Origin of the sequence: Luteimonas sp. MC1825, assembly GCF_014764385.1 — a bacterium.
Taxonomy (GTDB): Bacteria; Pseudomonadota; Gammaproteobacteria; order Xanthomonadales; family Xanthomonadaceae; genus Luteimonas.
Map to the genome: position 1 here is coordinate 1,745,026 of NZ_CP061714.1, position 21,268 is coordinate 1,766,293.

23 protein-coding genes are annotated in these 21,268 nt (G+C 69.3%); 6 read left to right on the forward strand and 17 right to left on the reverse strand.

Features of this window, described 5'->3' with window-relative positions; translation table 11 throughout:
* The first annotated feature begins 185 nt into the window (after positions 1-185).
* On the forward strand, positions 186-1,778 hold the full coding sequence (locus IDM46_RS08080) for a M20/M25/M40 family metallo-hydrolase (RefSeq protein ID WP_223877936.1): 1,593 nt from the start codon (positions 186-188) through the stop codon (positions 1,776-1,778).
* Between the two features lie 6 nt (positions 1,779-1,784).
* On the opposite strand, the gene IDM46_RS08085 is transcribed toward IDM46_RS08080, so the two are convergent.
* On the reverse strand, positions 1,785-4,286 hold the full coding sequence (locus IDM46_RS08085) for a diguanylate cyclase (RefSeq protein ID WP_185115408.1): 2,502 nt from the start codon (positions 4,284-4,286) through the stop codon (positions 1,785-1,787).
* A gap of 33 nt (positions 4,287-4,319) precedes the next feature.
* Entirely contained in the window at positions 4,320-4,535 is a 216-nt protein-coding gene (locus IDM46_RS08090) for a hypothetical protein (protein WP_182820670.1), read from the reverse strand.
* A gap of 92 nt (positions 4,536-4,627) precedes the next feature.
* Here IDM46_RS08090 and chrA point away from each other — a divergent pair, with 92 nt between their 5' ends.
* Together chrA and IDM46_RS08100 are read left to right on the forward strand one after the other, a co-directional pair.
* Entirely contained in the window at positions 4,628-5,857 is a 1,230-nt protein-coding gene (gene chrA, locus IDM46_RS08095) for a chromate efflux transporter (RefSeq protein WP_223877937.1), read from the forward strand.
* A gap of 52 nt (positions 5,858-5,909) precedes the next feature.
* Positions 5,910-6,656, forward strand: a complete 747-nt coding sequence (locus IDM46_RS08100) for a UPF0149 family protein (protein ID WP_185115410.1) — start codon at positions 5,910-5,912, stop codon at positions 6,654-6,656.
* 3 nt (positions 6,657-6,659) lie between these two features.
* Here IDM46_RS08100 and crcB read toward each other — a convergent pair whose 3' ends face one another.
* The 6 genes from crcB to IDM46_RS08130 all read right to left on the reverse strand — a co-directional run bounded on the left by crcB (position 6,660) and on the right by IDM46_RS08130 (position 9,754).
* Positions 6,660-7,043: a fluoride efflux transporter CrcB gene (crcB, locus tag IDM46_RS08105; protein ID WP_185115411.1), complete on the reverse strand. Its 384-nt coding sequence runs from the start codon at positions 7,041-7,043 to the stop codon at positions 6,660-6,662.
* 54 nt (positions 7,044-7,097) lie between these two features.
* Positions 7,098-7,544 carry a GNAT family N-acetyltransferase gene (locus tag IDM46_RS08110; RefSeq protein WP_185115412.1) on the reverse strand — a complete coding sequence of 149 codons (447 nt, stop codon included), beginning with the start codon at positions 7,542-7,544 and terminating at the stop codon, positions 7,098-7,100.
* 46 nt (positions 7,545-7,590) lie between these two features.
* Complete coding sequence (locus IDM46_RS08115) at positions 7,591-8,007, reverse strand: DUF1801 domain-containing protein (RefSeq protein ID WP_185115413.1); 417 nt, start codon at positions 8,005-8,007, stop codon at positions 7,591-7,593.
* 150 nt (positions 8,008-8,157) lie between these two features.
* A complete protein-coding gene (locus IDM46_RS08120; RefSeq protein ID WP_182820663.1) occupies positions 8,158-8,664 on the reverse strand; it encodes a DUF4755 domain-containing protein in 507 nt (168 codons plus the stop codon).
* 50 nt (positions 8,665-8,714) lie between these two features.
* Positions 8,715-9,314 carry a hypothetical protein gene (locus IDM46_RS08125; RefSeq protein ID WP_185115414.1) on the reverse strand — a complete coding sequence of 200 codons (600 nt, stop codon included), beginning with the start codon at positions 9,312-9,314 and terminating at the stop codon, positions 8,715-8,717.
* Complete coding sequence (locus tag IDM46_RS08130) at positions 9,311-9,754, reverse strand: hypothetical protein (RefSeq protein WP_185115415.1); 444 nt, start codon at positions 9,752-9,754, stop codon at positions 9,311-9,313. Before IDM46_RS08130 ends, IDM46_RS08125 begins: the two co-directional genes overlap by 4 nt.
* A gap of 208 nt (positions 9,755-9,962) precedes the next feature.
* On the opposite strand from IDM46_RS08130, the gene IDM46_RS08135 reads away from it, so the two are divergent.
* A complete protein-coding gene (locus IDM46_RS08135) occupies positions 9,963-10,178 on the forward strand; it encodes a hypothetical protein (RefSeq protein ID WP_185115416.1) in 216 nt (71 codons plus the stop codon).
* 96 nt (positions 10,179-10,274) lie between these two features.
* Here the strand turns inward: IDM46_RS08135 and IDM46_RS08140 are convergent, their stop codons facing one another.
* The 4 genes from IDM46_RS08140 to IDM46_RS08155 form a co-directional block, all read right to left on the reverse strand.
* Entirely contained in the window at positions 10,275-12,341 is a 2,067-nt protein-coding gene (locus IDM46_RS08140; RefSeq protein ID WP_185115417.1) for a S9 family peptidase, read from the reverse strand.
* 123 nt (positions 12,342-12,464) lie between these two features.
* Positions 12,465-13,082 (reverse strand): YbhB/YbcL family Raf kinase inhibitor-like protein, encoded by a 618-nt coding sequence (locus IDM46_RS08145; protein ID WP_185115418.1) that lies wholly within the window; start codon positions 13,080-13,082, stop codon positions 12,465-12,467.
* A gap of 64 nt (positions 13,083-13,146) precedes the next feature.
* Positions 13,147-14,622: a UdgX family uracil-DNA binding protein gene (locus IDM46_RS08150; protein ID WP_185115419.1), complete on the reverse strand. Its 1,476-nt coding sequence runs from the start codon at positions 14,620-14,622 to the stop codon at positions 13,147-13,149.
* On the reverse strand, positions 14,622-15,845 hold the full coding sequence (locus IDM46_RS08155; protein WP_185115420.1) for a putative DNA modification/repair radical SAM protein: 1,224 nt from the start codon (positions 15,843-15,845) through the stop codon (positions 14,622-14,624). The genes IDM46_RS08150 and IDM46_RS08155 overlap by 1 nt, the downstream gene beginning before the upstream one ends.
* Positions 15,846-15,963: 118 nt before the next feature.
* Here IDM46_RS08155 and IDM46_RS08160 point away from each other — a divergent pair, with 118 nt between their 5' ends.
* Positions 15,964-16,686: an rRNA pseudouridine synthase gene (locus tag IDM46_RS08160; RefSeq protein WP_185115421.1), complete on the forward strand. Its 723-nt coding sequence runs from the start codon at positions 15,964-15,966 to the stop codon at positions 16,684-16,686.
* Positions 16,687-16,693: 7 nt separating this feature from the next.
* Here the strand turns inward: IDM46_RS08160 and IDM46_RS08165 are convergent, their stop codons facing one another.
* The 5 genes from IDM46_RS08165 to gntA all read right to left on the reverse strand — a co-directional run bounded on the left by IDM46_RS08165 (position 16,694) and on the right by gntA (position 20,302).
* Entirely contained in the window at positions 16,694-17,251 is a 558-nt protein-coding gene (locus IDM46_RS08165; RefSeq protein ID WP_182820647.1) for a DUF3228 family protein, read from the reverse strand.
* Positions 17,248-17,844 (reverse strand): DUF6151 family protein, encoded by a 597-nt coding sequence (locus IDM46_RS08170; RefSeq protein ID WP_182820645.1) that lies wholly within the window; start codon positions 17,842-17,844, stop codon positions 17,248-17,250. The genes IDM46_RS08165 and IDM46_RS08170 overlap by 4 nt, the downstream gene beginning before the upstream one ends.
* 13 nt (positions 17,845-17,857) lie before the next feature.
* Entirely contained in the window at positions 17,858-18,907 is a 1,050-nt protein-coding gene (locus IDM46_RS08175; protein ID WP_182820643.1) for an LD-carboxypeptidase, read from the reverse strand.
* 91 nt (positions 18,908-18,998) lie between these two features.
* Positions 18,999-19,610: an urea carboxylase-associated family protein gene (locus tag IDM46_RS08180; RefSeq protein WP_182820641.1), complete on the reverse strand. Its 612-nt coding sequence runs from the start codon at positions 19,608-19,610 to the stop codon at positions 18,999-19,001.
* Positions 19,607-20,302, reverse strand: a complete 696-nt coding sequence (gene gntA / locus IDM46_RS08185) for a guanitoxin biosynthesis heme-dependent pre-guanitoxin N-hydroxylase GntA (RefSeq protein WP_305067741.1) — start codon at positions 20,300-20,302, stop codon at positions 19,607-19,609. Before gntA ends, IDM46_RS08180 begins: the two co-directional genes overlap by 4 nt.
* 312 nt (positions 20,303-20,614) lie before the next feature.
* On the opposite strand from gntA, the gene fabR reads away from it, so the two are divergent.
* Entirely contained in the window at positions 20,615-21,259 is a 645-nt protein-coding gene (gene fabR / locus IDM46_RS08190; RefSeq protein ID WP_223877938.1) for an HTH-type transcriptional repressor FabR, read from the forward strand.
* Positions 21,260-21,268 lie beyond the last annotated feature (9 nt).

The following is a 21,268-nucleotide window of genomic DNA, read 5'->3' on the forward strand; positions in this document are numbered from 1 at the left end:
GGGGCTCCCGGACGGTCTGAACCGGCAATTCTAGCCACCCGCGGCCATCGCGGGCAGCGCCGCCTGACCGCCGGGCGGTGGGCGGGATTTGCGGCGGGCGTGACTAAAGACCGGCGAGCACCGCGCCGCTGCCCGCTACAGTCGATCCCTTTGGCGCGCCCTGCCCGGGCGCCGGGGAGTGCCGGATGTTGAAGCGTTGCGCGATGCTGTTCTGCCTGGGTACCAGCGGCCTGTCGGTGGCCGCAGAGCCGGTCGACCTGGACATGGTCAGCCGCATCCGCCAGGAGGCGTTCCACAACTCGCAGGTGATGGCGACCTTCAGCCACCTCACCGAGGCCATCGGCCCGCGCCTTACAAATTCACCGCAGATGGCCGAGGCCAACGCCTGGACGCGCGGCAAATTCAACGAGTGGGGCCTGGCCAACGTGCGTGACGAGGCCTTTGACGGCTTCGGTCGCGGCTGGGAGTTCAGCCACGCCAGCGTGCAGATGCTCGGCCCGCGCACCCAGCCGCTGCACGCGCTGCCCAAGGCCTGGACGCCCGGCACCGACGGCCCGGTGGAGGGCGAGGCGATGGTCGTCACCATCAAGACGCGCGAGGACCTGGAGAAGTACAAGGGCAGGCTGGCCGGCAAGATCCTGCTGCTGAGCGAAGCGCGCGAGTACGTGCGCGGCGAAAAGGCCGACTCGCACCGCCACGACGATGCCGGCCTGGCCGAACTGCAGGCGTTCTCCGTGCCCAAGGACGAGAAGGACAGCCGCGCCAAGCGCGCGAAGGAATACACCGACCGCACCGAACTGGCCAGGGCCACCAACGCGTTCTTCGCCAGCGAAGGCGCACTGGCCGCGCTCAGCATCAGCGGCTGGGACAACGGCATCATCCGCGTCGGCGGCGGCGGCTCGCGCAAGGCCGGCGAATCGGCGGGCATCCCGGAACTGGCCATGGCGGCCGAGCACTACAACCCGCTGGTGCGCGCCGTCGAGCGCGGCCAGGCGGTGAAACTGCGCGTCAACGTGGGCGCCCGCTTCACCGACGAAGCCGACCAGCCCGGCTACAACACGCTGGCCGAGATCCCCGGGCGCGGTGGCAAGTCCGGCGAGATCGTCATGCTCGGCGCGCACATGGACTCATGGCATACCGGCACCGGCGCGGCCGACAACGCCGCGGGCGTCGCGGTGATGATGGAAGCCATGCGCATCCTCAAGGCGGTGGGCGCGCGACCCGACCGCACCATCCGCGTGGCGCTGTGGAGCGGCGAGGAACAGGGCCTGGTCGGTTCGCAGTCGCACGTGGCGCGCCACTTCGCCGCGTATCCGGAGCCCGTCGATCCGGCGCAGCAGGCGCTGCCCGGCTCGCTGCGCGAACCCACCGGTCCGCTCGAGAAGAAGCGCGACTACGAGCGCTTCTCGGCGTACTTCAACATGGACAACGGCTCGGGCCGCTTCCGTGGCATCTACGCGCAGGAGAACCTGGCCGCGGTGCCGATCTTCCAGGCCTGGCTGGCGCCGTTCCACGACGTGGGCGCGACCACCGTGGCCACGCGCAACACCGGCAGCACCGACCACATTCCCTTCGACCGCGTCGGGCTGCCCGGCTTCCAGTTCATCCAGGACCGGCTGGACTACTTCACCAACGTCCACCACAGCCACCTCGACACCTGGGACCACGTGGAGCCCGAAGACCTCAAGCAGGCCGCGGCCATCGTCGCCTCGTTCGTCTACCACGCGGCCACGCGCGAGGAGCGCATGCCGCGCAAGCCGGTGCTGGAACGCGACTGAGCCGGCTCAGCCCACCGCCCGCAGCGGATCCTCGCGCAGCTCGCCCAGGGCCGGGATGACCAGGGTGGTGTATTCCTCGTAGCGCGCCGCCGGCAGGTCCTGCAGCGCCAGGCGCTCGATGCGCGGTGAGGCGATCGGCAGTTGCGCCGCCTCGTACAGGATCACGTCGTGATCCGCCGGGTACCAGCGCAGCAGCTTGTCGACCAGCGCCTGCAGACCGTCGCGCTCGGCGTGCAGGCGGCGGCACGACAGGTCGCCGGACAACGCCACCTGCCACAGCAGCACCAGGCCCGCGCTGTCGGGCTGGCGGTCGTAGACCATGAAATGCGTGGCTTCCATCGACTGCACGCCGCGCTTGCCGGGGTCGATGCCGAGGTCGGCGTACAGGCAAGCCTCCGCCGAAATGCCCGGCTCCATGCGCGCCGCGATGCCCCTGGCGCGCGCCTTGTCCAGCACCAGGTGCGGCACGTCGGCAAACACGCCCGGGTGCCCGTAGAACACCGCGCATACGTGCCTGCCCGCGTCGACCTCGGCCATGATCGCCGCGTCGATCTCGCGGTAGGTCTGGCGCCGGTCCTTGCCCGGCGCGTAATGCGCACCGAGGTTGATCGCATCCGGCCGGAAGCGCTGGATCATGCCCAGCGCAAACGGGTCCACCAGGCAGAACACGACTTCGGCCTCGCGGATTTCCGACAGGCAACGTTCGCTGGCATGGCGACCGAACTGGATGCCGCTGCCCACCACCACCAGGCTCCCGGCCGCGGCCCGCGCGCCTGCGACGGCCGCCGTGCCGGCCAGCACCACGCGATCCCGTCCGTCGTGCTTGGCGCGGTACAGCGCGCGGTCGGCGCGATGGATCAGCTGCTCCAGCGAGGCGGTCTCGCCATCGTCCTGGCAGATGCCGGCACTGACCTTGAACTCGAAGCGCTGCCCGAACACGGTGATCGGCTCGATGCGGCCACGCAGCTGCCCCATGAGCGCTTCGGCGGCGGCGGCATCCGCCTCGAGCAGGATGGTGAACTCGTCGCCGCCGCTGCGCCCGGCAATGCCCTGCGTGCCGACGATGTCGGTGATCCACGCGCCCAGCGAGCGCAGCGCCTCGTCGCCGGCGGCGTGGCCGTAGCGGTCGTTGACCTGCTTGAACATGTCGATGTCGGCGACGATCGCGGTGAACGGCCGGCCATCGCCGCGCGCACGCGCGAACGCCTTGGCGCCGAGCTTGCGTACCTGTTGATAGTTGTACAGCCGCGTGAGTCCGTCGTGCTCGGACTGCCAGCGGTAACGGCGGCGCTCGCGCATCGAGCGGCGCAGCAGGCCGAACAGCAGGATCGCGGTAACCAGCAACCCGGCCATGCCGCCCGCGAGCAGCCACTGGCGGCGCTGGGTGGCGGTGACCTGCAGCGCGGCGAGTTCCTTCTCCGCTTCGAGCAGCGCGATCTGCTGCTCCTTCAGCCGTGTGTCGAACTCGACCTGCAGGAAGGCCAGCCGTCGCTCGCGGGCATCGCGCTCGGCCGCCTTGGAGGCATCCATGGACCGCCTGTAATGCGCCAGTGCCTGGGCCGCGTCGCCCCGCCGCTCGGCCAGCCGGGCGGTCAGGCCCTCGGTCTCGGCGATCGCGAGATGCGCCTCCTGCGCGCTGTAGTAGTCGAGCGTGTCGCCCAGCAGCGCCTCCGCCTCGCCGAGTCCGCGGTTGGCTTCGATCAGGCCTTCGGCCACGCCCAGTCGCGCGCTCCAGGCACCGGCCGCGAAACCGGCGGCCTCGAAGTCCGCCAGCGCCTGGCGTGACCAATCCAGGGCCTCGGCATGGCGCCCCTGGCGGGCCAGCATCTTGCCCACGCCGTATTTGCCGTTGGCGATGAACACCACGTCGCCGGCGCGCGTGCAGGCCTCGATCTGGCGGTGCCGCCAGGCCGTCGACTCCTCGATGTTGCCGGCGTGGTCCTCGACGATGGCCACGTCGGTCACGGCCATGCACACCGCCCTGGGGTCGGTGCCGGATTCGACCGCGGCAAGCGCATTGAGCGCGAGCTCGCGTGCCTTGGCGTGTTCGCCGACCAGCGTGTGCAGGTAGCTCGCCGCACCAAGCAGGCCCGGGGCTTCGGCCGGCGCCTGCGACAGGTACGGCAGTCCCTCGCCGAGCAGCGCGAACGCCGCCGTCCAGTTCTCGAGGTTGGCGGCGATGCTAACGGCGGTCGTGTACACACGCACGCGCAGCGATGCGGGGAGCTCGCGGCGCAGCAGTTCCGACAGCCCGTCCAGCGCGACGGACTGCTCGCCAGCCAGGGCCAGGTTGCGCAGGCGCACGTATTCAACACGCTGACGCTGCGTCGCGGTCAACGCCCCCGGGCGGCTGGCGAGGGCGGCGATCTTCGCTTCGGCGTCGCGCCAGTGCGCGGCCACGGCCAGGCGCTCGATCTCGGCCACCGCGGCCTCGGCGCTGTCGACGGCCAGCGCCGGCGTGCCGACCAGCGCCAGCAGCACCAGCGCGACGGAATGGAACCGGCTCATGCGCGCGTCATGGTCGACAGGCGGCGGAAGCGGCTACTCGTACGCCTTGATGATGTGGTTGGTGGCGAACTGCCCGTCCTCCAGGCCGGTCAGGCGCTTGATCGCCGCGTAATCACCGGCGAGCAGGGCCTTCTGCTCTTCGCCCGACAACCCGGCGCGGCGCACCACGGCGGCCGGGTCCTTCGCATATTCCGCCGCCAGCGCGGCATCGCTGCCAAGCCTGCGCATCAGATCAAGCAGTGTCGACATGTCGCTCCCCCCAAAGGAATCGGCTTGCGCGATGGCCGCACGGGATGCCCCGCGCCCCCGGCCATGCAGACCGGCGACATTACCATATGGCCATGACTGCCCATGAGCACTCCCGACCAGTCGGCCACCGTTCTCCGGGACGCCTGCGCGAGGTGTTCCTGGCCTTTCTGCGGCTGGGCCTGACCGCCTTCGGCGGCCCGCTCGCGCATCTGGGATACATGCGCGAGGAGTTCGTGCAGCGGCGCCGCTGGCTGGACGATGCCGCGTTCGCGCAGCTGCTCGCGGTCTGCCAGTTCCTGCCGGGGCCGGCGAGCAGCCAGATGGGCTTCGCGATCGGCCTGTTGCGCGGCGGCTGGGGTGGCGCGCTGGCTGCGTTTGTCGCGTTCACGCTGCCCTCCGCGCTGCTGCTGTTCGCGTTCGCCGCGCTGGCGCCGCACCTGGCCGACGGTCCTGGCCAGGCGGCCATGCACGGACTGAAGCTGGTGGCAGTGGCGGTGGTGGCGCACGCGTTGCTGGGCATGGCGCGAAAGCTCGCACCCGACGTGACGCGTGTGCTGATCGCCGTCGCCGCAGGCCTGCTCGTGGCGCTGGCCGGCACGGCCTGGATGCAGCTGCTGGCCATCGCGCTGGGTGGCGCGCTGGGGTTGTGGCTCTGCCGCGGACTGCCGCCGGCAGCGGCCATGGCGCGCGTACCGCTGCCGCACGGCACGCGTGGTGCCGCGGTGTTCGCAGCGCTGTTCCTGCTCGGACTGGGCGCCGCGCTGCTTCTGCCGGCGGACGGCGCACCGGGCGCCGCCAACCTCGCCGCCGCGTTCTACCAGGCCGGCGCGCTGGTGTTCGGCGGCGGACACGTGGTACTGCCGCTCCTGCAACAGACGGTGGTCGAGAGCGGTTGGGTCGGCCTCGACACCTTCCTTGCCGGCTACGGCGCCGCCCAGGCGGTTCCGGGCCCGATGTTCTCGCTGGCTGCCTTCCTTGGTGCCGAAGTACCGCTGGGCCTGCCGGCGGCGGTGGGCGCGACGGTCGCGCTGCTGGCGGTGTTCCTGCCCGGCTTCCTGCTGCTGCTCGCGGTGCTGCCGCTATGGGCGCGCGTGGCGCCGCGGCCACGCGTGACCCACGCGGTGGCCGGCATCAATGCCGCGGTGGTGGGGCTGCTGGCCGCGGCGCTGTACGACCCCGTGCTGGCGTCCGGCATCCGCGGACCGGCGGATCTCGCCATTGCCGCGCTGGGATTCCTTCTGCTGGCGGTCGCACGGGTGTCGGCACTGTGGGTGGTGCTCTGGTGCGTGGCGGCATCCATGGCCCTGGGCGCACTGGGGTAGGCAGGCGCGGAAACCCCTACCATGCGCGCCTCACCCTGCCCCGGCTGCCGCCATGTCCACTCCGACCACCCCCGCCTACCTCGACGACGACCAGATCGAACGCCTTGCCGCCCTGCTTGACCAGCGCGCGGTGCCGTTCAAGGGCTTCAACCTGGAGGCGCTCGACGGATTTCTCTCGGCGTTGGTGGTGGGGCCCTCGGCGGTGCCCGTGGACGAATGGCAGCCGGTGGTCTGGGGCGGCAAGCCGCGGCGCTGGGAGTCACCCGACGAGGCGGCCCAGGTGCAGGCCCTGCTGATGGGCCACTGGAACATGTGCAGCGCGCGCGTGCGCTACGGCGACGACGACCTGCCCGACCACCTCGCCCCGCTGCTGTGGCTGCCCGAGGATCCGGAACTGACCGGCGAAGAGGCCCTGCGCGAGGACGAACTCGATGTCGGCCACGACTGGGCATTGGGATTCTTCGCCGCGGTCGGCCTGCGCGAGGAGCAGTGGGACAAATGGCTCGACGACAACGCGTGGATGGACGACATCTTCGACATGCTCGACCGGCTCGCCAGCGGCGAAGTGCTCGACACCGAAGATCCGTCCGCGCCGGCGACCCCCATCAGCTACCGCGAGCGCCTGGAGATCATCGTCGGGCTACCGGGCATGCTGGCCGACCTCAACCACCACCGCGTGGAAGCATTGACCCCGCGCGAACCGATCCGCCGCGAAGCCACGCCCGAGCGCAACGCGCCCTGCCCTTGCGGCAGCGGAAAGAAGTACAAGAAGTGCTGCGGGAGTTCGATCAACCCGTAGCGGTCAACGCGAGACTAGGTCCACCAGCCTGAGCCCCAGCCACACCGCCGCAATGCCCAGCACCACGCTGCCGCCGGCATACAGCGCGGCGGTGGCCAGCTCGCCGCGGCGGACCAGGTACATCGCCTCCAGGCCGAATGCCGAGAACGTGGTGAAGCCGCCCAGCAGCCCGGTGAACAGGAACAGCCGCGCGTCCGGCCCGAACGCATCGTGCCGCTCCGCGAGCCTGGCGAGGATGCCCACCACCAGGCAACCGAACACGTTCACCGCGAAGGTGCTGTACGGAAACCGCTCTTGCGCGGTCAGGTGCAGGACCAGCCCGCCAAGCTTGTAGCGCGCAATCGCGCCGAGAAAGCCGCCGAAGCCGACGAGCAGGATGCCTTGCATGTCAGCGCCGCAGGAAAGGTGGAGCCGCAGCATGGGCCATGCGCGGCGGACGTGTCACCCCACGCCACGCGGCAGCACAGACCACGCCATGTGCACCGTGCCGTCCACGACCGACTCGACCGCGAAGCCCAGGCGCGCGTACAACGCGCGAGCCGGATTCTCCTCGTAGACGCGCAGCTGCAGCCGGCGAAACCCGCGGCCGGCGGCCAAGCCCTGCGCCTGCCGCACCGCCCATGTGCCGATGCCCTGCCCCTGGCGTCCGGGCACCACCTGCAGGTCGCGCAGCCCGAGCGCGTCACCCTCGGGCAGCAGCCGCAGCAGGCCGACCATGTCCAACCCGTCCAGGATCAACAGGTTCTCAAAGGCCGCCCAGCTGCCGCGGAAGCGCCCCGGGTCCCAGGCGACGCCGCGCACCGCGCGGTACGCGGCCATGTTGCGGCGACTCAGCGATTCGCAGAACGCGAAGTCATCGGCATCAGCGGTGCGCAGGGCAAGGATCATGGCGAAGGCCGCGGGCGGGAACGGAATCCGGCGCGTGCTGCGACGACTAGACGGGAAGCCGCTTGACCGCCGCCACGGAATCCGCGACCAGCTTTTCCAGCACCTCGGGATCCACGTCGGAGAGCCTGCGGATGGACAGGCACGACTTGCCCATCTTGTGGCGACCGAGCCGCGCCAGCAGCCCGGCCTGGTCGGGGCCGCTGGCCGTGAGGTACACGCTGATGTCGTGCTTGCGCGGCGAGAACCCGGTGACCGCCATGTCGCCCTCGCGGCCGCTCGCGTACCTGTAGTGATAGCTGTCGAAGCCGACGATGCTTGGGCCCCACATGGCCGCCGGCTTGCCGGTGATCCTGGCCATCATGGCGAGGAGCGCCTGGCAGTCCTCACGGCGCTGGTCGTCTTCGACGGCGTCAAGGAACGTGGAGACGCTTGAGTCGGTTGGCTTGGTCTTGTTTTCGCTCATGGTGTCCGTGATCCGTCGGTTGGCTGAAGAAACCAGGGCAGGCGCCACCGTTATAACCCCGCGCTCCGTTCGAAGAAGCCGACGCTCCGCCGCAAGTCCGGGATCAAGCCGCGCCGCAAAGCAGCGTCGGCTTGAACGAATCACGCGGGATCAGCCTTCGTTGACGCACTGCTGAAGTATTTCCATCCATTTCGCCTGTTCTTTCTTCTGGAACATCTCAACGCGCCATGTCGTGTTGTCGATATCCTTTGTGTAAACAAAGAAGCCACTTGCCCGCCTGTTTGCGATGCTTCGCCCGAGATTGGCGGCGCCAACATTCGACGCGCCGGCAAGACTCGATCCGCCATGAACGGCCATGCCGCCTGACTGAATATTCGATTCCCAGGAGCGAATCATTTCAAACGGATACTCTTTGATCAGAGATTTCTCTCTGAGCTTTACCAAGCGCTTCTCTGGACAGACCGCGATGCCCGTTCTTCCGTACGAGAAGGAGTACTTGAACCCTTCGCCGAAGCTTGGTTTGGAGGAATTCTTCCTGGCCAGCCCGACGATGCCCCAAAGCAGAAGCCCAAGACCCAGAAATGAAAGAAGGCCTCCGAATGGAACTCCAAAGAACGGCGAAACGAAAAGCAGCGCGCCCACAACCATCTTGATCATCACGTTTCCCCTTGCGTGTGTTGTCGGTCAGTCAAGTCCGTTCTTCATCCCTAGACATAGCCACCATCCTGCTCCTGCGCCCTTCCCAGCGCCACCAGCATCTCCAACAGCCTGGGCAGCCGCTTCTTCCAAGGGCCGCGCGCAGTGAACCTGGCGGCAAGCGCATCAATCGAGAGCGGCACCGGGCTTGCAGCGATGACTTCCGCGACGGCGCGGACCTGGTCGACAGCGTCCTTCGGCCACGGCTGGGGTTTGGTTGCCGGAGCGGCAGCGAGTTCGGGGTCGGTCTCGGAGGCTTCGCCAGCGTCGCGGTCACTGTCGAAGCTGACATGTCCGGGTTCGCGCTCGCGGACCGCGTCGGGGTTCTGGAAATCCGGGCGCAGCCAGCGGATAAGGCCGCGTGCCTCCTCGGCGGCGCGCTCGGCATTAAAGGCAACAAGCCGCTCAGGAATCACTTCGTCGAAACTGCGCTTCGCGTCTTCGCGAGAGACGCCTTCGTCCGGCGCGGCCGTGCCGTGCACCACACGCAGCAGCGGCAGCAAATCGCCCCAGCCGTAGGCGTACAAAACGGCCTCGTCGAGCTCGTCGTGCAACTGACGGAGAACGGAGACCAGCCCCTGCTCGTGGATCGCGCGCTCTTTCGCGATCAATGGCTGGCCGCTGCGCAGGGGTCGAGCACGTTGTAGATGCCGGTCAGGGTCAGGCGGGGATGGGCGGCCTGCTGACGCTTGCGATGGGCGTCGAGCTGATCGGCGAGGTTGCCGATGCGCACGGAAGGGCCGTAGGTTTCGGTCTTGGCGGTGGTGCCATCCGGATTGAGGAGGGCGACGCCAATGGGGCCGCCGAACTTATCGGCAGCGTGCAGATCTGGCAAAGGGAATGGCTCGAAGCAGCGGGTCTTGTTGTAGACAGGATCGTTTCCTACACCCATTCGCTCGCCAGATGCCAAGGACCAACCGCGATGAACTTCGGACGACAAGACGCCCAGCGTCACTCCATCTGACAGTGCGGCGATGCCCTGCCATCGCGCGATGAACGCTGCGGCAGTGGCGCCGTCGGCCACGTGCGTGTCGTCTGCTGCTTCAGTCACCAGTTGGGCCCCCCGCCCTCCATGGCTGCACGGAGCATACGCGAGAGGCGTCACCGATGGCACTTGATGCACGCTGGCGGCAATTCATCGATGAGCGGTGAACCGGTTCACATTGACACTCGCGTATTCAAGCAAACCACACGGAAATCTCACCCCACCAGGATCAGTGTCGACTCACTCGACATGGTGCCGAGCAAGGAGAATTTTCATGGGCAACAACACCCAGAACGAGCGTGACCAGGACAAGCAGCACAAGCAGCAGGGCACGCAAGGCCAGCAGCAGGACCAGAACCAGCAGGGCCAGAACCAGGGTCAGGACCAGGACCAGGACCAGCAGCGTGACCAGAACCGGACGCGCAGCCAGCAGGACCAGCAGCAGGGCCAGAATCAGAAGGGCGGCAAGCAGGATCAATCCCGCAATTGATTGAACTCACATCCGAGACCAGAAGAGCCCCCACCGGGGCTCTTCTCGTTTCGCGCAATACGCCTGCGGGCCATCGGCCCGCAGGCGCTGCAATCGCTACTTGCGGATTACCTGCGCGTGGCCTTTCAGTGCTTCAGCGAGGCCCGGCACGCCGTCCGCCCCGGTGGGCACGCTGATGCTGGAGCCGGTGAACTCGGCACCGATCGGCTCGGCACGACCACCGAGGCACGTGGCGAGGAAGCCTTCGGCCACGGCGTTGAACGCCTTGTTGTTTTCCGGCCGCGCAAAGCCATGGCCTTCGTCGGGGAACAGCACGTAGGTCACCGGGATGTTGTTGGCGGTCATGGCCTTGACGATCTGGTCGCTCTCGTCCTGCTTCACGCGCGGGTCGTTGGCGCCCTGCCCGATCAGCAGCGGCTTGCTGATGCGGTCGGCATGCGTCAGCGGCGAACGCTCGGTGAGCCACTTCTTGCCTTCCTCGGTACGCGGGTCGCCCATGCGCTTGGCGAGCTGCTCATAGAAGCTGGCCCAGTACGGCGGCACGGTACTGAGCAGGGTGTTGAGATTGGACGGGCCGACGATGTCCACGCCGCAGGCGAAGGTGTCGGGCGTGAACGTGAGGCCGGTGAGCGTTGCGTAGCCGCCGTAGCTGCCGCCCATGATGGCAACCTGGTCGGCCGTGGTGACGCCCTCGTCCACCGCCCACTGCACGGCATCCAGCAGGTCGTCGTGCATCTTGGCCGCCCACTCGCCGTTGCCGGCATTGGTGAACTCCTTGCCGAAGCCGGTGGAGCCGCGGAAGTTGACCGTCAGCGTGGCGTAGCCGCGGTTGGCCAGCCACTGGTTGAAGCCGCTGTAGCCGTACTCGTCGCGCGCCCAGGGCCCGCCGTGCACCAGCAGCACCAGCGGCACGGCCACGTCGGCCTTGCCGTCGCCGTTGGCATCGGCACTCCTGGGCAGGGACAGATAGCTGACCAGCGTCTTGCCGTCGCGCGAGGTGATCTCCTGCGGCCACTGCGGCACCAGCGGCTTGCCGTCCAGTGCGGGGCGTGCGGAGAACAGCTTGGTCAGCGTGCCGCCGGCCGCACGGTCGTAGCGGTAATAGACCACCGGCGCATCGGCGGCGGAATAGGTGACGATCCAGGTGCTGTCATCCAGCGTGCGCGCGTTCACCCCGACCTCGCCGGGGCCGATGGCCTGCAGCTTGTCGAGATCCGCGGCGATGGCCGGGTCTACCGCCTGCCACTCTTCGCGCAGGTAGTTCACCGCAACCGCCTGTACCTTGCCAGTGGTCGGGTGGGCGATGGCCTGGCCGACGTCGGCACGCGCGTCCTCCAGCACCAGCGCGCGTTCGCCGCTGGCAACATCGACGGCGTACAGCGCGGAGGTGTTGCGGCCACGCGAATCCAGCATGTACAGCGTGCTGCCGTCGGCGGTCAGGCCGGCGGGCTGGGTGGTCATGGAATCCTCGAACGGGATGTCCGAATAGACCTTCCAGCCGCCCTGGCCGTCCGGCTGCAGGATGTCCTGCCCGCCATCGGCGCGTGCACGCGTGGCGTAGCGCACCTGCAAACCGTCGTCGGCCAGGTAGCCGCCGATCTCGTCGTCGTTCTTCTCCACCAGCGTGCGTTCGCCGCTGGCCAGGTCGACCTTGTAGAGGTCGTGCCACTTCGGGTCACGATCGTTCATGCCCACCAGCAGCGTGCCGGGGTGCGCGTGGCTTGCGCCCGACACCTGCGCGGTGGTCTTGGGGAACGGGGTCAGGTCGGTGGTCTTGCCCGTCGCGACGTTGACGCTGAAAAGGTGGAAGTCCTCGTCGCCGCCGCTGTCACGCAGGTACAGCAGCGTGTCCGGCAGGTACGACCAGAAGTAATTGCGGATGCCGCGCGCGGTGTCCCTGGTGACCGCACGCGCGGCGGCCGGGTTGTCGGCCGGCGCCACCCAGACATTCATCACGCCGTCCACCGGCGCCACCCAGCTGAGGGTCCTGCCGTCGGGGCTGATCATCACCATTGCGCGCTCGGGGTTGCCGAACAGCGCCTCGCGCTTGATCAGCTCCACGCCGGCGATGCGCTCGGCGGCGGTGGGCGTGGCCTGCGCGAGCGCGGTGGAAACGGACATGGCAAGCACCAGGCCTGCGACGGGAACAAGCGGTCGTTGCATGTGGAACTCCTTGGGTGTGTCGGACAGGCGCGGTGGATCGTCTCAGTAGAGCACCCGGGGGAGCGCGCTGGCATATGCCGGCTGGCAGGGGGACCACTGCCATGACCCATGCAGCTGGCGCGGTCAGGGTGCGGGCGCCTCGGGCGCGGCGTACGTGCCCACCAGCCGCGCCCTGCCCAGCACATGGCCGCGCATCGCCTTGACCAGCGCGTTGCGATCGGCATCGGCGGCGATATCGAGCGTGGTATCCAGGGCGAACAGCTGCACGTGGTAGTGGTGCACGCCGCTGCCCGCCGGCGGCTTGGGACCGAAGTAGCCGGTGGACCCGCGGTCGTTGAGGCCCTGCTGCATGCCGTCCGGAGCGGCCAGCACGGGCTCCGGGGCGAGGCCCGCGGGCAATGCGGCAACCCCGGCCGGGATGTTCCAGGCCACCCAGTGCACGTAGGGCGCTGGCCGGTCGGCATCCGGGTCTTCCATCAGCAGCGCAAACGAGGCCGCGCCCGCCACGGGCTGCCAGGCCAGCGCCAGCGACACGTCGTCGCCATATGCGCTGTGGCGCAGCGGGATCGCCTGGCCGTCGGCGAAGGATGTCGAGGTCAGTGCGAAGTCGCCAACACCCGCGGCCTGTGCCACGGCACCGTCGAACGCGAGCGAAGCATCTTCGCCGCGGCACGCCGCGAGTGCGGCCAACAGGCTCGCGAGGGCGAGCGGAAACAGTGCGCGTCGGCGCGTCGAGGTCATGGGTGGCATCCCGTTGTCGCGTGGCATGGGCAGCACGCGTGAACGAGGCGCAAGGCGCGTGTGCCTATCGGGACAACGCGTTCCGCAGCATGCGCAGGTCAGCCAGGAACGCATCCCTGGCCGCTGGCTGTTCGGCCGCGGGCAGCCGCAGCAGGTACGAGGGATGCACCGTGGCCAACACCGCGGTGCCATCGGCGAGCGGGTGCCAGCGGCCGCGCTCGCGGAGCACGGCAAAGCCCGCACCGAGCAGCGCCTGCGCCGCCATCGCGCCCAGGCACAGCACGAAGCGCGGGCGCAGCTGTGCGAGTTCCGCCTCCAGCCATGGGCGGCAGGCAGCCTGCTCGCCGGCATCGGCGCGCACGTGCAGGCGGTGCTTGCCGCGCGGGGCGTACTTGAAGTGCTTGACCGTGTTGGTGACATACAGCGTGCCCCGGTCGATGCCGACCTCGTGCAGCGCGCGTGCGAACAGCTGGCCCGCCGGGCCCACGAACGGGCGGCCTGCCAGGTCTTCCTGGTCGCCGGGCTGCTCGCCGATCACCATCACACGCGCGTCGGCCGGGCCTTCGCCGGGCACCGCCTGCGTGGCGGGACGCCACAGCGCGCAGGCGCGGCACGCGGACACCGCCTGGTGCACGCCGTCAAGGCCACCAGCCGGGAGCGCTCGCGAGGGCAGGTCCGGGGCCGGGAACGCCTTGCGCGGCACCGTCGGCGCCGCGTCCACCAACTGCTGCATGCGCGCGCCGGCATCGCGGACCAGCGCCGGGATCAGCGACGTTTCCGGCATGTTCTTCCAGTAGCGCCGCGGCATTTCCTTGACCATCGCGTCCACCTTGAGCCGCGCCGGGTTGAAGATGTTGGCGTAGTACACGCGCCACAGGTCTTCCAGCGCGTCGCCGTCGGGCGCGTCGCCGCGGTGCGCGCCCTCGCCCAGGTGCAGGGCCTCGCGATCCCAGTGGGCGCTGCGCGCGGGCGTGAGGATCGACCAGCGCATGCCGGCAAAGCGGCGCACGAAGAACGGCGCGACCTGCGGCAGCACGTCGTGCTCCGGCTCGAACCACGCGATGTAGACCGCGCCGCGGGCGTCGGCCACTTCGCGAAATCGTACGAAGGCCTTCATCTTGTGCTTCTCGCGGCTCACCGCCTTGGCGGCATCGTGCGCCCAGGCCACGTCCGGATCGGTGGCCATGGCCAGCAGCTCGCGTTCACCGTGCACAAGCCGCCACAACAGGCGATAGAGCCGCGCGTGCCGCTGCGGATCGGCGTGGGCGATGACCAGTGTGGCGAGCGCCAGGAACTCGCGTGGCACGCGTGGCGCGCGCGACACGGCCGCGCGCGCGGGGAATGCCCCCGCGCCGGCGGGTCCAGACGTGGCGAGAACGTCCGCATCGATTGTCGGAGACGTCATCCCGCCGAGCAGATCACCCTGCGCTCCACCCTCCCACAACACCTCGGCCGGCGGCACGGCGGCCAACAGCAGGCCGCGTGCCGCTTCGCGCCACTGCGCGAGGTCCGCAGCATCGTCGAGGATGACGCGGCGCATCAGTGCCCGAACAGATCCGGCTGCCGCGGCGGCGCGGCCATCGCGGCGCGCAGCACCACGCTTTCCACGTCGCCGCGCGGTCGATGGTCCGGCGTGCAGATGAAGGGTGACACCTTGCCCATCGCCACGCGCAGGCGCACCAGGTCGTCGTAGCGCAGGCGGCGGTGGCGGCGCATCACCAGCAGCTTGTGCACGGTCTTGGCGCCGAGCCCCGGCACGCGCAGCAGCATCTCGCGCGGCGCGGTGTCGAGGTCTACCGGGAACTGCTCGCGGTGGCGCAGCGCCCACGCAAGCTTGGGGTCGATGTCGAGATCGAGCATGCCGTCGGCACCCGGCGGCGCGATCTCGCCGACCTCGAAGCCGTAGAAGCGCATCAGCCAGTCGGCCTGGTAGAGGCGGTGCTCGCGCAGCAGCGGCGGTGGCCGCAGCGGCAGCGCGCGCGAGGCGTCCGGGATCGGGCTGAAGGCCGAGAAGTACACACGCCTGAGGCGGTAGCTGTTGTAGAGCGTGCTGCTCGTTTCCAGCACGTCGCGGTCACTGGCGGCATCCGCGCCGACGATCATCTGCGTGCTCTGCCCGGCCGGCGCGAAGCGGGGCGCCTGCTTCTCGGCCTTGGCTTCCTCGATGCCCAGCCGCAGCCGGCCCATCGACCGGCGGATGCCTCGCGCGTCCTTCTCCGGCGCCAGCGCCTTCAGCCCACCCTCGGTGGGCATCTCGACGTTGATGCTCAACCGGTCGGCCCAGCGGCCGGCGGCGGCCAGCAGTTCCGGCGAGGCGTCGGGGATGGTCTTGAGGTGGATGTAGCCGCGGAACTTCTCTTCCACGCGCAGCCGCCGCGCCACCTCCACCAGCTGCTCCATGGTGTAGTCGCCGGACTGGATGATGCCCGACGACAGGAACAGGCCCTCGATGTAGTTGCGCCGGTAGAAATCCATGGTCAGCCGCACGACTTCTTCGACGTTGAAGCGTGCGCGGCGCACGTTGGAGCTGCGCCGGTTGATGCAGTAGGCGCAGTCGTAGATGCAGAAGTTGGTGAGCAGGATCTTCAGCAGCGAGATGCAGCGGCCGTCGGGCGCGTAGGCGTGGCAGATGCCCATGCCTCCGGTGGAGCCGATGCCGCCGGGCGTGCCGCGCGCGTCGCGCTTTGCGCCGCCACTGGACGAGCAGGACGCGTCGTATTTGGCGGCATCGGCCAGCACGGCGAGCTTGTCGGTGAGCTGCATCGGCGGAGGGTCCCAGGAGGACGTCTCGCGTGGTGAGACCGGCACCCCCAGGCCGGTTCATCAAACTGAACTCCGTGCGGGTCGCTACACTGCCTGCCCCGATTCCCGGCGTTGCCCGATGTCCGATCCTGTTCGACTGGCCAAACGCGTGGCCGACCTGGCCCGCTGCTCACGCATCGAGGCCGAGCAGTACATCAAGGGCGGCGGGGTGTCGGTGGACGGCCGCGTGGTGGAGGATCCGGCGCACCCGGTGACCGCCGAAACCGTCGACCTCGACCCCGCGGCGAAGCTCGAGACGGTGGAGCCGGCAACCATCCTGCTGCACAAGCCGGTCGGCTACGACGCCATCAGCGGCCGCCGCGCCGCGGCGGGGCTGGTGCAGCCGGAAACGCGCTGGGAGGACGACCCGACCGGCGAGCGCCTGCTCGAGCGCCATTTCCACCGCCTGACGCCACTGGTGCCGCTGGATGCCGACGCCAGCGGCCTGATGGTGTTCACCCAGGATGGACGCGTGTGGCGGCGCCTGACCGAGGACGGCGACGAGATCGAACACGAGTACGTGGTCGAGGTGAGCGGCGACATCGCGCCCTACGGCCTGCGCCGGCTGTGCCACGGCCTGCACTACGGCGGCCGCGCGCTGCCACCGTGCAAGGTCAGCTGGCAGAACGAGATCCGCCTGCGCTTCGCCATCAAGGGCGCGCAGGGCGGGCAGCTGCGCGACATGTGCGCGCAGGTGGGGCTGGAGGTGGTGGCGATCCGCCGCATCCGCATCGGCAAGGTGCCGCTGGCGAAGATGCCGGTGGGCACGTGGCGCTACCTGCCGGCGGGCGAACGCTTCTGAGCCCGCGTCAGCCGCGCCAGTTGGCGTGCGTGCGCCAGAACTCCACGCTGGCGCGGTAGGCCTCGCGGTCGATGGCAACACCGGAGCCGCCTTCGTCCACGCCCAAGGCGTTGCGCATCATGGTGATCGGCGCCATCGGCGTTTCCACCGGCTCCGCGGTGTACATGCAGCCCACCACGCCCCAGTCGGCGTCGATCACCGTGCCCTCCTCCGCCAGCTGCCCACGGCTGTAGAGGATCACGATCAGGTAGTCGGCGACCGGCGGCTCCAGGCCTTCGAACCAGCGCACCAGCACCGGCAGCTCGGCGCGCGTGCGCGCTTCGTAGTCGGAGCGCAGCAGGTGGCGGTTGGCGTCGCTGATCGGCACCGCCAGGCAGCGGGTGCTTGTCCAGTTGCGGTGCACATGCAGCTTGCAGAACGGCGCGTAGCCGTCGAGCACCTGCAGTGGCGGCACGGCGTTGAGGTGGCGCTCGAACGCCTCGGGCGTGCAGTCCTGGATGGTGTTGCCGCGCGGCTCGCGCGGGAACAGGCGGGCGCGGGCGAAACCGGTGAGGACGATGGTCATGCGGGCGGTGCGCTGGCCGCGGCGCGCTCCTGCAGCGTCAGCACCCGCGGCTCGGCCACCGGCCGCGATGACCCGGCTTCAAAGAACGGGTTGTCCGCGCCGCGGCCGCGCAGCCTTGCCGCGGCCACGCCCGCCATGATGCGCAGCACGCCGAGCGTCGTGCGCACTGGCGTGGCCGCCACCTGGCCCTCGGCGGACGCGGTGTGGAGCGCGATGCGCGACGGCCCGAACGCGGCATCCACCTCGTCGGGCGCAGCGGCGACGCAGTGTGCGAGCACGCCCACGTAGGGCAGCGAGCGCTCGCGTGGCGTATTGGCGATGGGCGTGTTGCAGCAGGCCGCGTACCAGCGCAGCAGGCCCCTGGGGCTGAGCGACAGGCAGGCCAGCTGCGCACCGCCGGCGGTGATGCGCAGGCCGGCGGGCAGCATGGCGATGATGTCCGCGCCGCCATGGGCATCGAGCACCTCGGCGCGGCCGAGCGTGCGCGCGGAGGCGCGGCAGTCGCGGCAGTAGCAGGTGGCGCGGACGTAGGCGTGGCGGGGCGTGATCTTGCCCTGCAGGGTGCCGCACGCGCACTGGAACGGGATCGTCATGGCACGCCCCGCGCTACGCCTGGAACACCGGGTCGAGCAGGCGGAAGCTGCCTGCATCCGCATCCAGCTCGACGCGGCCACCGACCGGCAGGATGAACTGCCTGCGGATGTGGCCGATCATCGCGCCGCGATACGCCGGGATGCCCAGCGGGCGGATGTAGTCATCGAGGATCTCCTGCAGCGTCAGCGAGCCGTAGCCGTCGCCGGGGTTGCAGTCGGTGCACTCGCCGAAGACGAAGCCCGCAATCTGGTCCAGGGCACCCATCAGCTTCAAGGTGCTGAACATGCGGTCCACCCGGTAGGGCGCCTCTTCCACATCCTCCAGGAACAGGATCCTGCCCTTGAAGTCCGGCAGGTACGGTGACCCGGCCAGTGCCGTCAGCACCGCCAGGTTGCCGCCCACGAGTTCACCCCGCGCCTTGCCTCCGGTGATGGTGACGCTGCGGTTGGTCCGCTGCACCAGCTCGTCGCCGGCCTCGTCCACGTTGCGGTAGTGCATCAGCTCGCGCTTGAGGAACAACCGCCGGAACTGGTCGGCGTTGAAGCTGTTCCAGCTGCCCGAGCCGTTGGGTCCATGGAAGGTGACGAGTCCCGTCTTCGCGTGGATCGCACTGTGCAACGCAGTGATGTCCGAATAGCCGAGCAGCGCCTTGGGATTGGCGCGTATCACGTCGTAATCCAGCAGCGGCAGGAGCCGCGCGGCTCCGGACCCGCCGCGCACGCAGATCACCGCCTTGATGTCACCGTCGGCGAACGCCACGTTGAGATCGTCCGCGCGCGCGGCATCGCTGCCGGCAAGATGGCCGCGCCGCGCCGCGTAGTTCGCCCCGGCCTTGACCTTGAAGCCCAGCGCTTCCATGACTTCGCGCGCGAGCTGCAGGTTGAAGCCGTCATCCACCTGCGACGACGGGCTGACCAGCGCCACGGTGTCGCCACGGTTGAGCGCCACCGGAAGCAGTCGGCTGGCGCCGGACGCGGGCGCCGCGATGGCCTTGCCGGTGCCTGCCAGCGGCAGCAGCAGCCCGGCCAGTGCGGCCGTGCCAAGGAAATGTCGTCTGTGCATGTCGCGCCTGCCGGTTCAATCGCTGCCGCCAGACTAGCAACATGCACCGCGGGCATGAAGCCGTTGCCGCGCCGGCAGGACGCGACCGTTGTCAGGCCGCGACGCCGCGCTCCACCCTGAAATCGATGGGCTTGTAGCTGAAGTTGTTCGACTGCCCCGCCGAACACGCGGTCATCGCCACCACCATCGGCATCTCCGCACGCAGGCGGATGAAGTCGCCGGCCTTGCTCAGCGGCGGCAGCACCGCGACCTTGCCGGTATTGGCATCCACGGTGACGTTCATGAAGATGTTGAACGCGATCGGCACGCGATCGGTGCCGATGCCATACGGCGCGAGTGCGGACGCGAGGTTGCCCTCGCAGCCGGGGCGGCCTTCGGCCTCGCCGTAGAGCAGCTCGAACATGCGCTTGGAGCACGGCGTCAGGGTGAAGTCATGGCGCCCGCAGCTGTCCTCGAGGATGGTGAACATCGGGCGGCTGCGATTGGAATACAGCACGTCGCCCGTGCTCAGCCACAGCTTGGAGGCGTAGTCGATCGAGCGACCGGAAGACAGGTACTCGGCCAGGTCATCGCGCGAGAACGCGGTCAGGTCGCTCACCTGCTGGCCCATGGGGTCGATGACCACCAGTTCGTCTCCCGCCTCCAACTCCACCGCGCGCCCCGAGCAGGGCGCGATGCGCTCGGCCACGTAGGCATTGCTCATTTCGGGCTCCGCACGCGGAACGGGCAGGTCCAGTCCGGCTCGGCCTCGCGACCGCTGTACTGGCGGGTCTCGGCGGCGGCACCGAAGTCGGCCAGGTTGGGATTGATCGAGCCCTGCAGCGCGGTGTCGCGCGCGCGGGTGGCGGCCTGCATCTTCTGGTATCGCCCGTCGGCGCGCAGCTGTTCGAACTGGCGATGCGAATTGAACACCAGCGCCGGCCAGGCGAAGCGCCGGGCCATGCGTGAAGCGCCCGGGTGCAGCCCGATCACGAAGAACGGATGCCCCGCCAGGCTGAGGCTGAATTTCGGGTCCTCGGGATCGCGGCTCACGTCGGGCGCCCAGCGCGTGCCACGGCGCACGTCGAGATCATGCAGGCGCTGCAACTGCGACCACAGCATGGCTTCGAAGCGGCGCTCGTCGGTATCCTGCGGACCGTCGAACAGGGCCACGAACGAATGGATCGTGCTGTCGGCGGGATCAAGCTCGGCAAGGTGCGTGGCGAAGCCCGCGAGGGCATCCAGCAGCGGGGCGTCGTTGCCACGATCACCAATCCGCGCGAACTCGTGCACGGCGATCGCGTCGCGGGCCAGCGCGGCCTTGGAACCCACGCAGGGAAACGATGGCGCGCCCACGAACTCGCGGAACTGCGCGCTCATGGCGCCACCTGCGGGCGGAACGGGGGACCGCGCCAGCTGGTCTTCGGCGGGCGCGGTGGCGTGGGGGCATCGGCGTGGGGCGGTGGAATTCATCGGGAAAATGGGTCTCGTGGGGGCGGATGTGCTTCGTGCGTCGGGGATTCGACGCGTCGAGGCTAGCCATCGCTCCGCCACAGCAGCGTGTACGCAAGGCAGGCGAGGCCCGCGGATTGCTGAAGGCGTTCACTATCTCGATGTGTGCGGTCGCGCCGGGCACGCGCCCGGTTTCCACCGATTCAGCTTCCTGCACTGATCCCGCGCGGATTGGGCGATGATGGGCGACTGTTCACCTGCGACACACACGTGCCCGTGCCCGATCCCGCCCTGCCCACACGCCCCGCCCTCGGCCGGCGACCCTCGATCACGCGCGAGGACCTGATCAGCGCGGCCCTTGCCCTGCTCGGCCCCAACCGCAGCGTGTCCACGCTGGGCCTGCGCGAAGTCGCACGCGAGGCGCGCATCGCACCCAACAGTTTCTATCGCCATTTCCGCGACATCGACGAACTCGCGGTCACGCTGATCGAGCGCGCGGGCGTGTCGCTGCGCACGATCATCGGCCAGGCACGCCGCCAGCGCGCAAGCTCGGGCCACGGCGTGGTGCGCAGTTCGGTGGAAGCGTTCTTCGACCAGCTGAGCGCCGACGACCAGCTCCTGCACCTGCTGTTGCGCGAGGGCCTGGCTGGTTCGGATGCCTACAAGCACGCGGTGGACCGCCAGCTCAGCTACTTCGAGGAAGAGCTGCGCGTCGACCTGATCCTGCTGGCCAAGGTCACCGGCGTGCCGCTGCACGAACCGGCCGTGGTGGCCCGTGCCATCACCCGCCTGGTGTTCGCGGTGGGCGCCAGCGCGATGGACATGCCGCGCGAGCGCTACCCGCAGCAGATCGAGGACCTCACGATGATGGTCAAGATGATCGTCATCGGCGCACGCGCGATGCACGCCGCCGACAAGTGACAACGCCGG

What these genes read in the sequence shown, in the direction of transcription:
- IDM46_RS08150 (WP_185115419.1), bottom strand. Translation starts at nt 14,622, where the DNA reads ATGCGCCGCGTCATCCTCGACGATGCTGCGGACCTCGCGCAGTGGCGC.
- IDM46_RS08080 (WP_223877936.1), top strand. Translation starts at nt 186, where the DNA reads ATGTTGAAGCGTTGCGCGATGCTGTTCTGCCTGGGTACCAGCGGCCTG.
- IDM46_RS08110 (WP_185115412.1), bottom strand. Translation starts at nt 7,544, where the DNA reads ATGATCCTTGCCCTGCGCACCGCTGATGCCGATGACTTCGCGTTCTGC.
- IDM46_RS08180 (WP_182820641.1), bottom strand. Translation starts at nt 19,610, where the DNA reads ATGAGCAATGCCTACGTGGCCGAGCGCATCGCGCCCTGCTCGGGGCGC.
- crcB (WP_185115411.1), bottom strand. Translation starts at nt 7,043, where the DNA reads ATGCAAGGCATCCTGCTCGTCGGCTTCGGCGGCTTTCTCGGCGCGATT.
- IDM46_RS08175 (WP_182820643.1), bottom strand. Translation starts at nt 18,907, where the DNA reads ATGCACAGACGACATTTCCTTGGCACGGCCGCACTGGCCGGGCTGCTG.
- IDM46_RS08160 (WP_185115421.1), top strand. Translation starts at nt 15,964, where the DNA reads ATGTCCGATCCTGTTCGACTGGCCAAACGCGTGGCCGACCTGGCCCGC.
- chrA (WP_223877937.1), top strand. Translation starts at nt 4,628, where the DNA reads ATGACTGCCCATGAGCACTCCCGACCAGTCGGCCACCGTTCTCCGGGA.
- IDM46_RS08090 (WP_182820670.1), bottom strand. Translation starts at nt 4,535, where the DNA reads ATGTCGACACTGCTTGATCTGATGCGCAGGCTTGGCAGCGATGCCGCG.
- IDM46_RS08170 (WP_182820645.1), bottom strand. Translation starts at nt 17,844, where the DNA reads ATGACGATCCCGTTCCAGTGCGCGTGCGGCACCCTGCAGGGCAAGATC.
- IDM46_RS08115 (WP_185115413.1), bottom strand. Translation starts at nt 8,007, where the DNA reads ATGAGCGAAAACAAGACCAAGCCAACCGACTCAAGCGTCTCCACGTTC.
- IDM46_RS08120 (WP_182820663.1), bottom strand. Translation starts at nt 8,664, where the DNA reads ATGATCAAGATGGTTGTGGGCGCGCTGCTTTTCGTTTCGCCGTTCTTT.
- IDM46_RS08085 (WP_185115408.1), bottom strand. Translation starts at nt 4,286, where the DNA reads ATGAGCCGGTTCCATTCCGTCGCGCTGGTGCTGCTGGCGCTGGTCGGC.
- IDM46_RS08135 (WP_185115416.1), top strand. Translation starts at nt 9,963, where the DNA reads ATGGGCAACAACACCCAGAACGAGCGTGACCAGGACAAGCAGCACAAG.
- IDM46_RS08155 (WP_185115420.1), bottom strand. Translation starts at nt 15,845, where the DNA reads ATGCAGCTCACCGACAAGCTCGCCGTGCTGGCCGATGCCGCCAAATAC.
- IDM46_RS08140 (WP_185115417.1), bottom strand. Translation starts at nt 12,341, where the DNA reads ATGCAACGACCGCTTGTTCCCGTCGCAGGCCTGGTGCTTGCCATGTCC.
- IDM46_RS08165 (WP_182820647.1), bottom strand. Translation starts at nt 17,251, where the DNA reads ATGACCATCGTCCTCACCGGTTTCGCCCGCGCCCGCCTGTTCCCGCGC.
- IDM46_RS08100 (WP_185115410.1), top strand. Translation starts at nt 5,910, where the DNA reads ATGTCCACTCCGACCACCCCCGCCTACCTCGACGACGACCAGATCGAA.
- IDM46_RS08145 (WP_185115418.1), bottom strand. Translation starts at nt 13,082, where the DNA reads ATGACCTCGACGCGCCGACGCGCACTGTTTCCGCTCGCCCTCGCGAGC.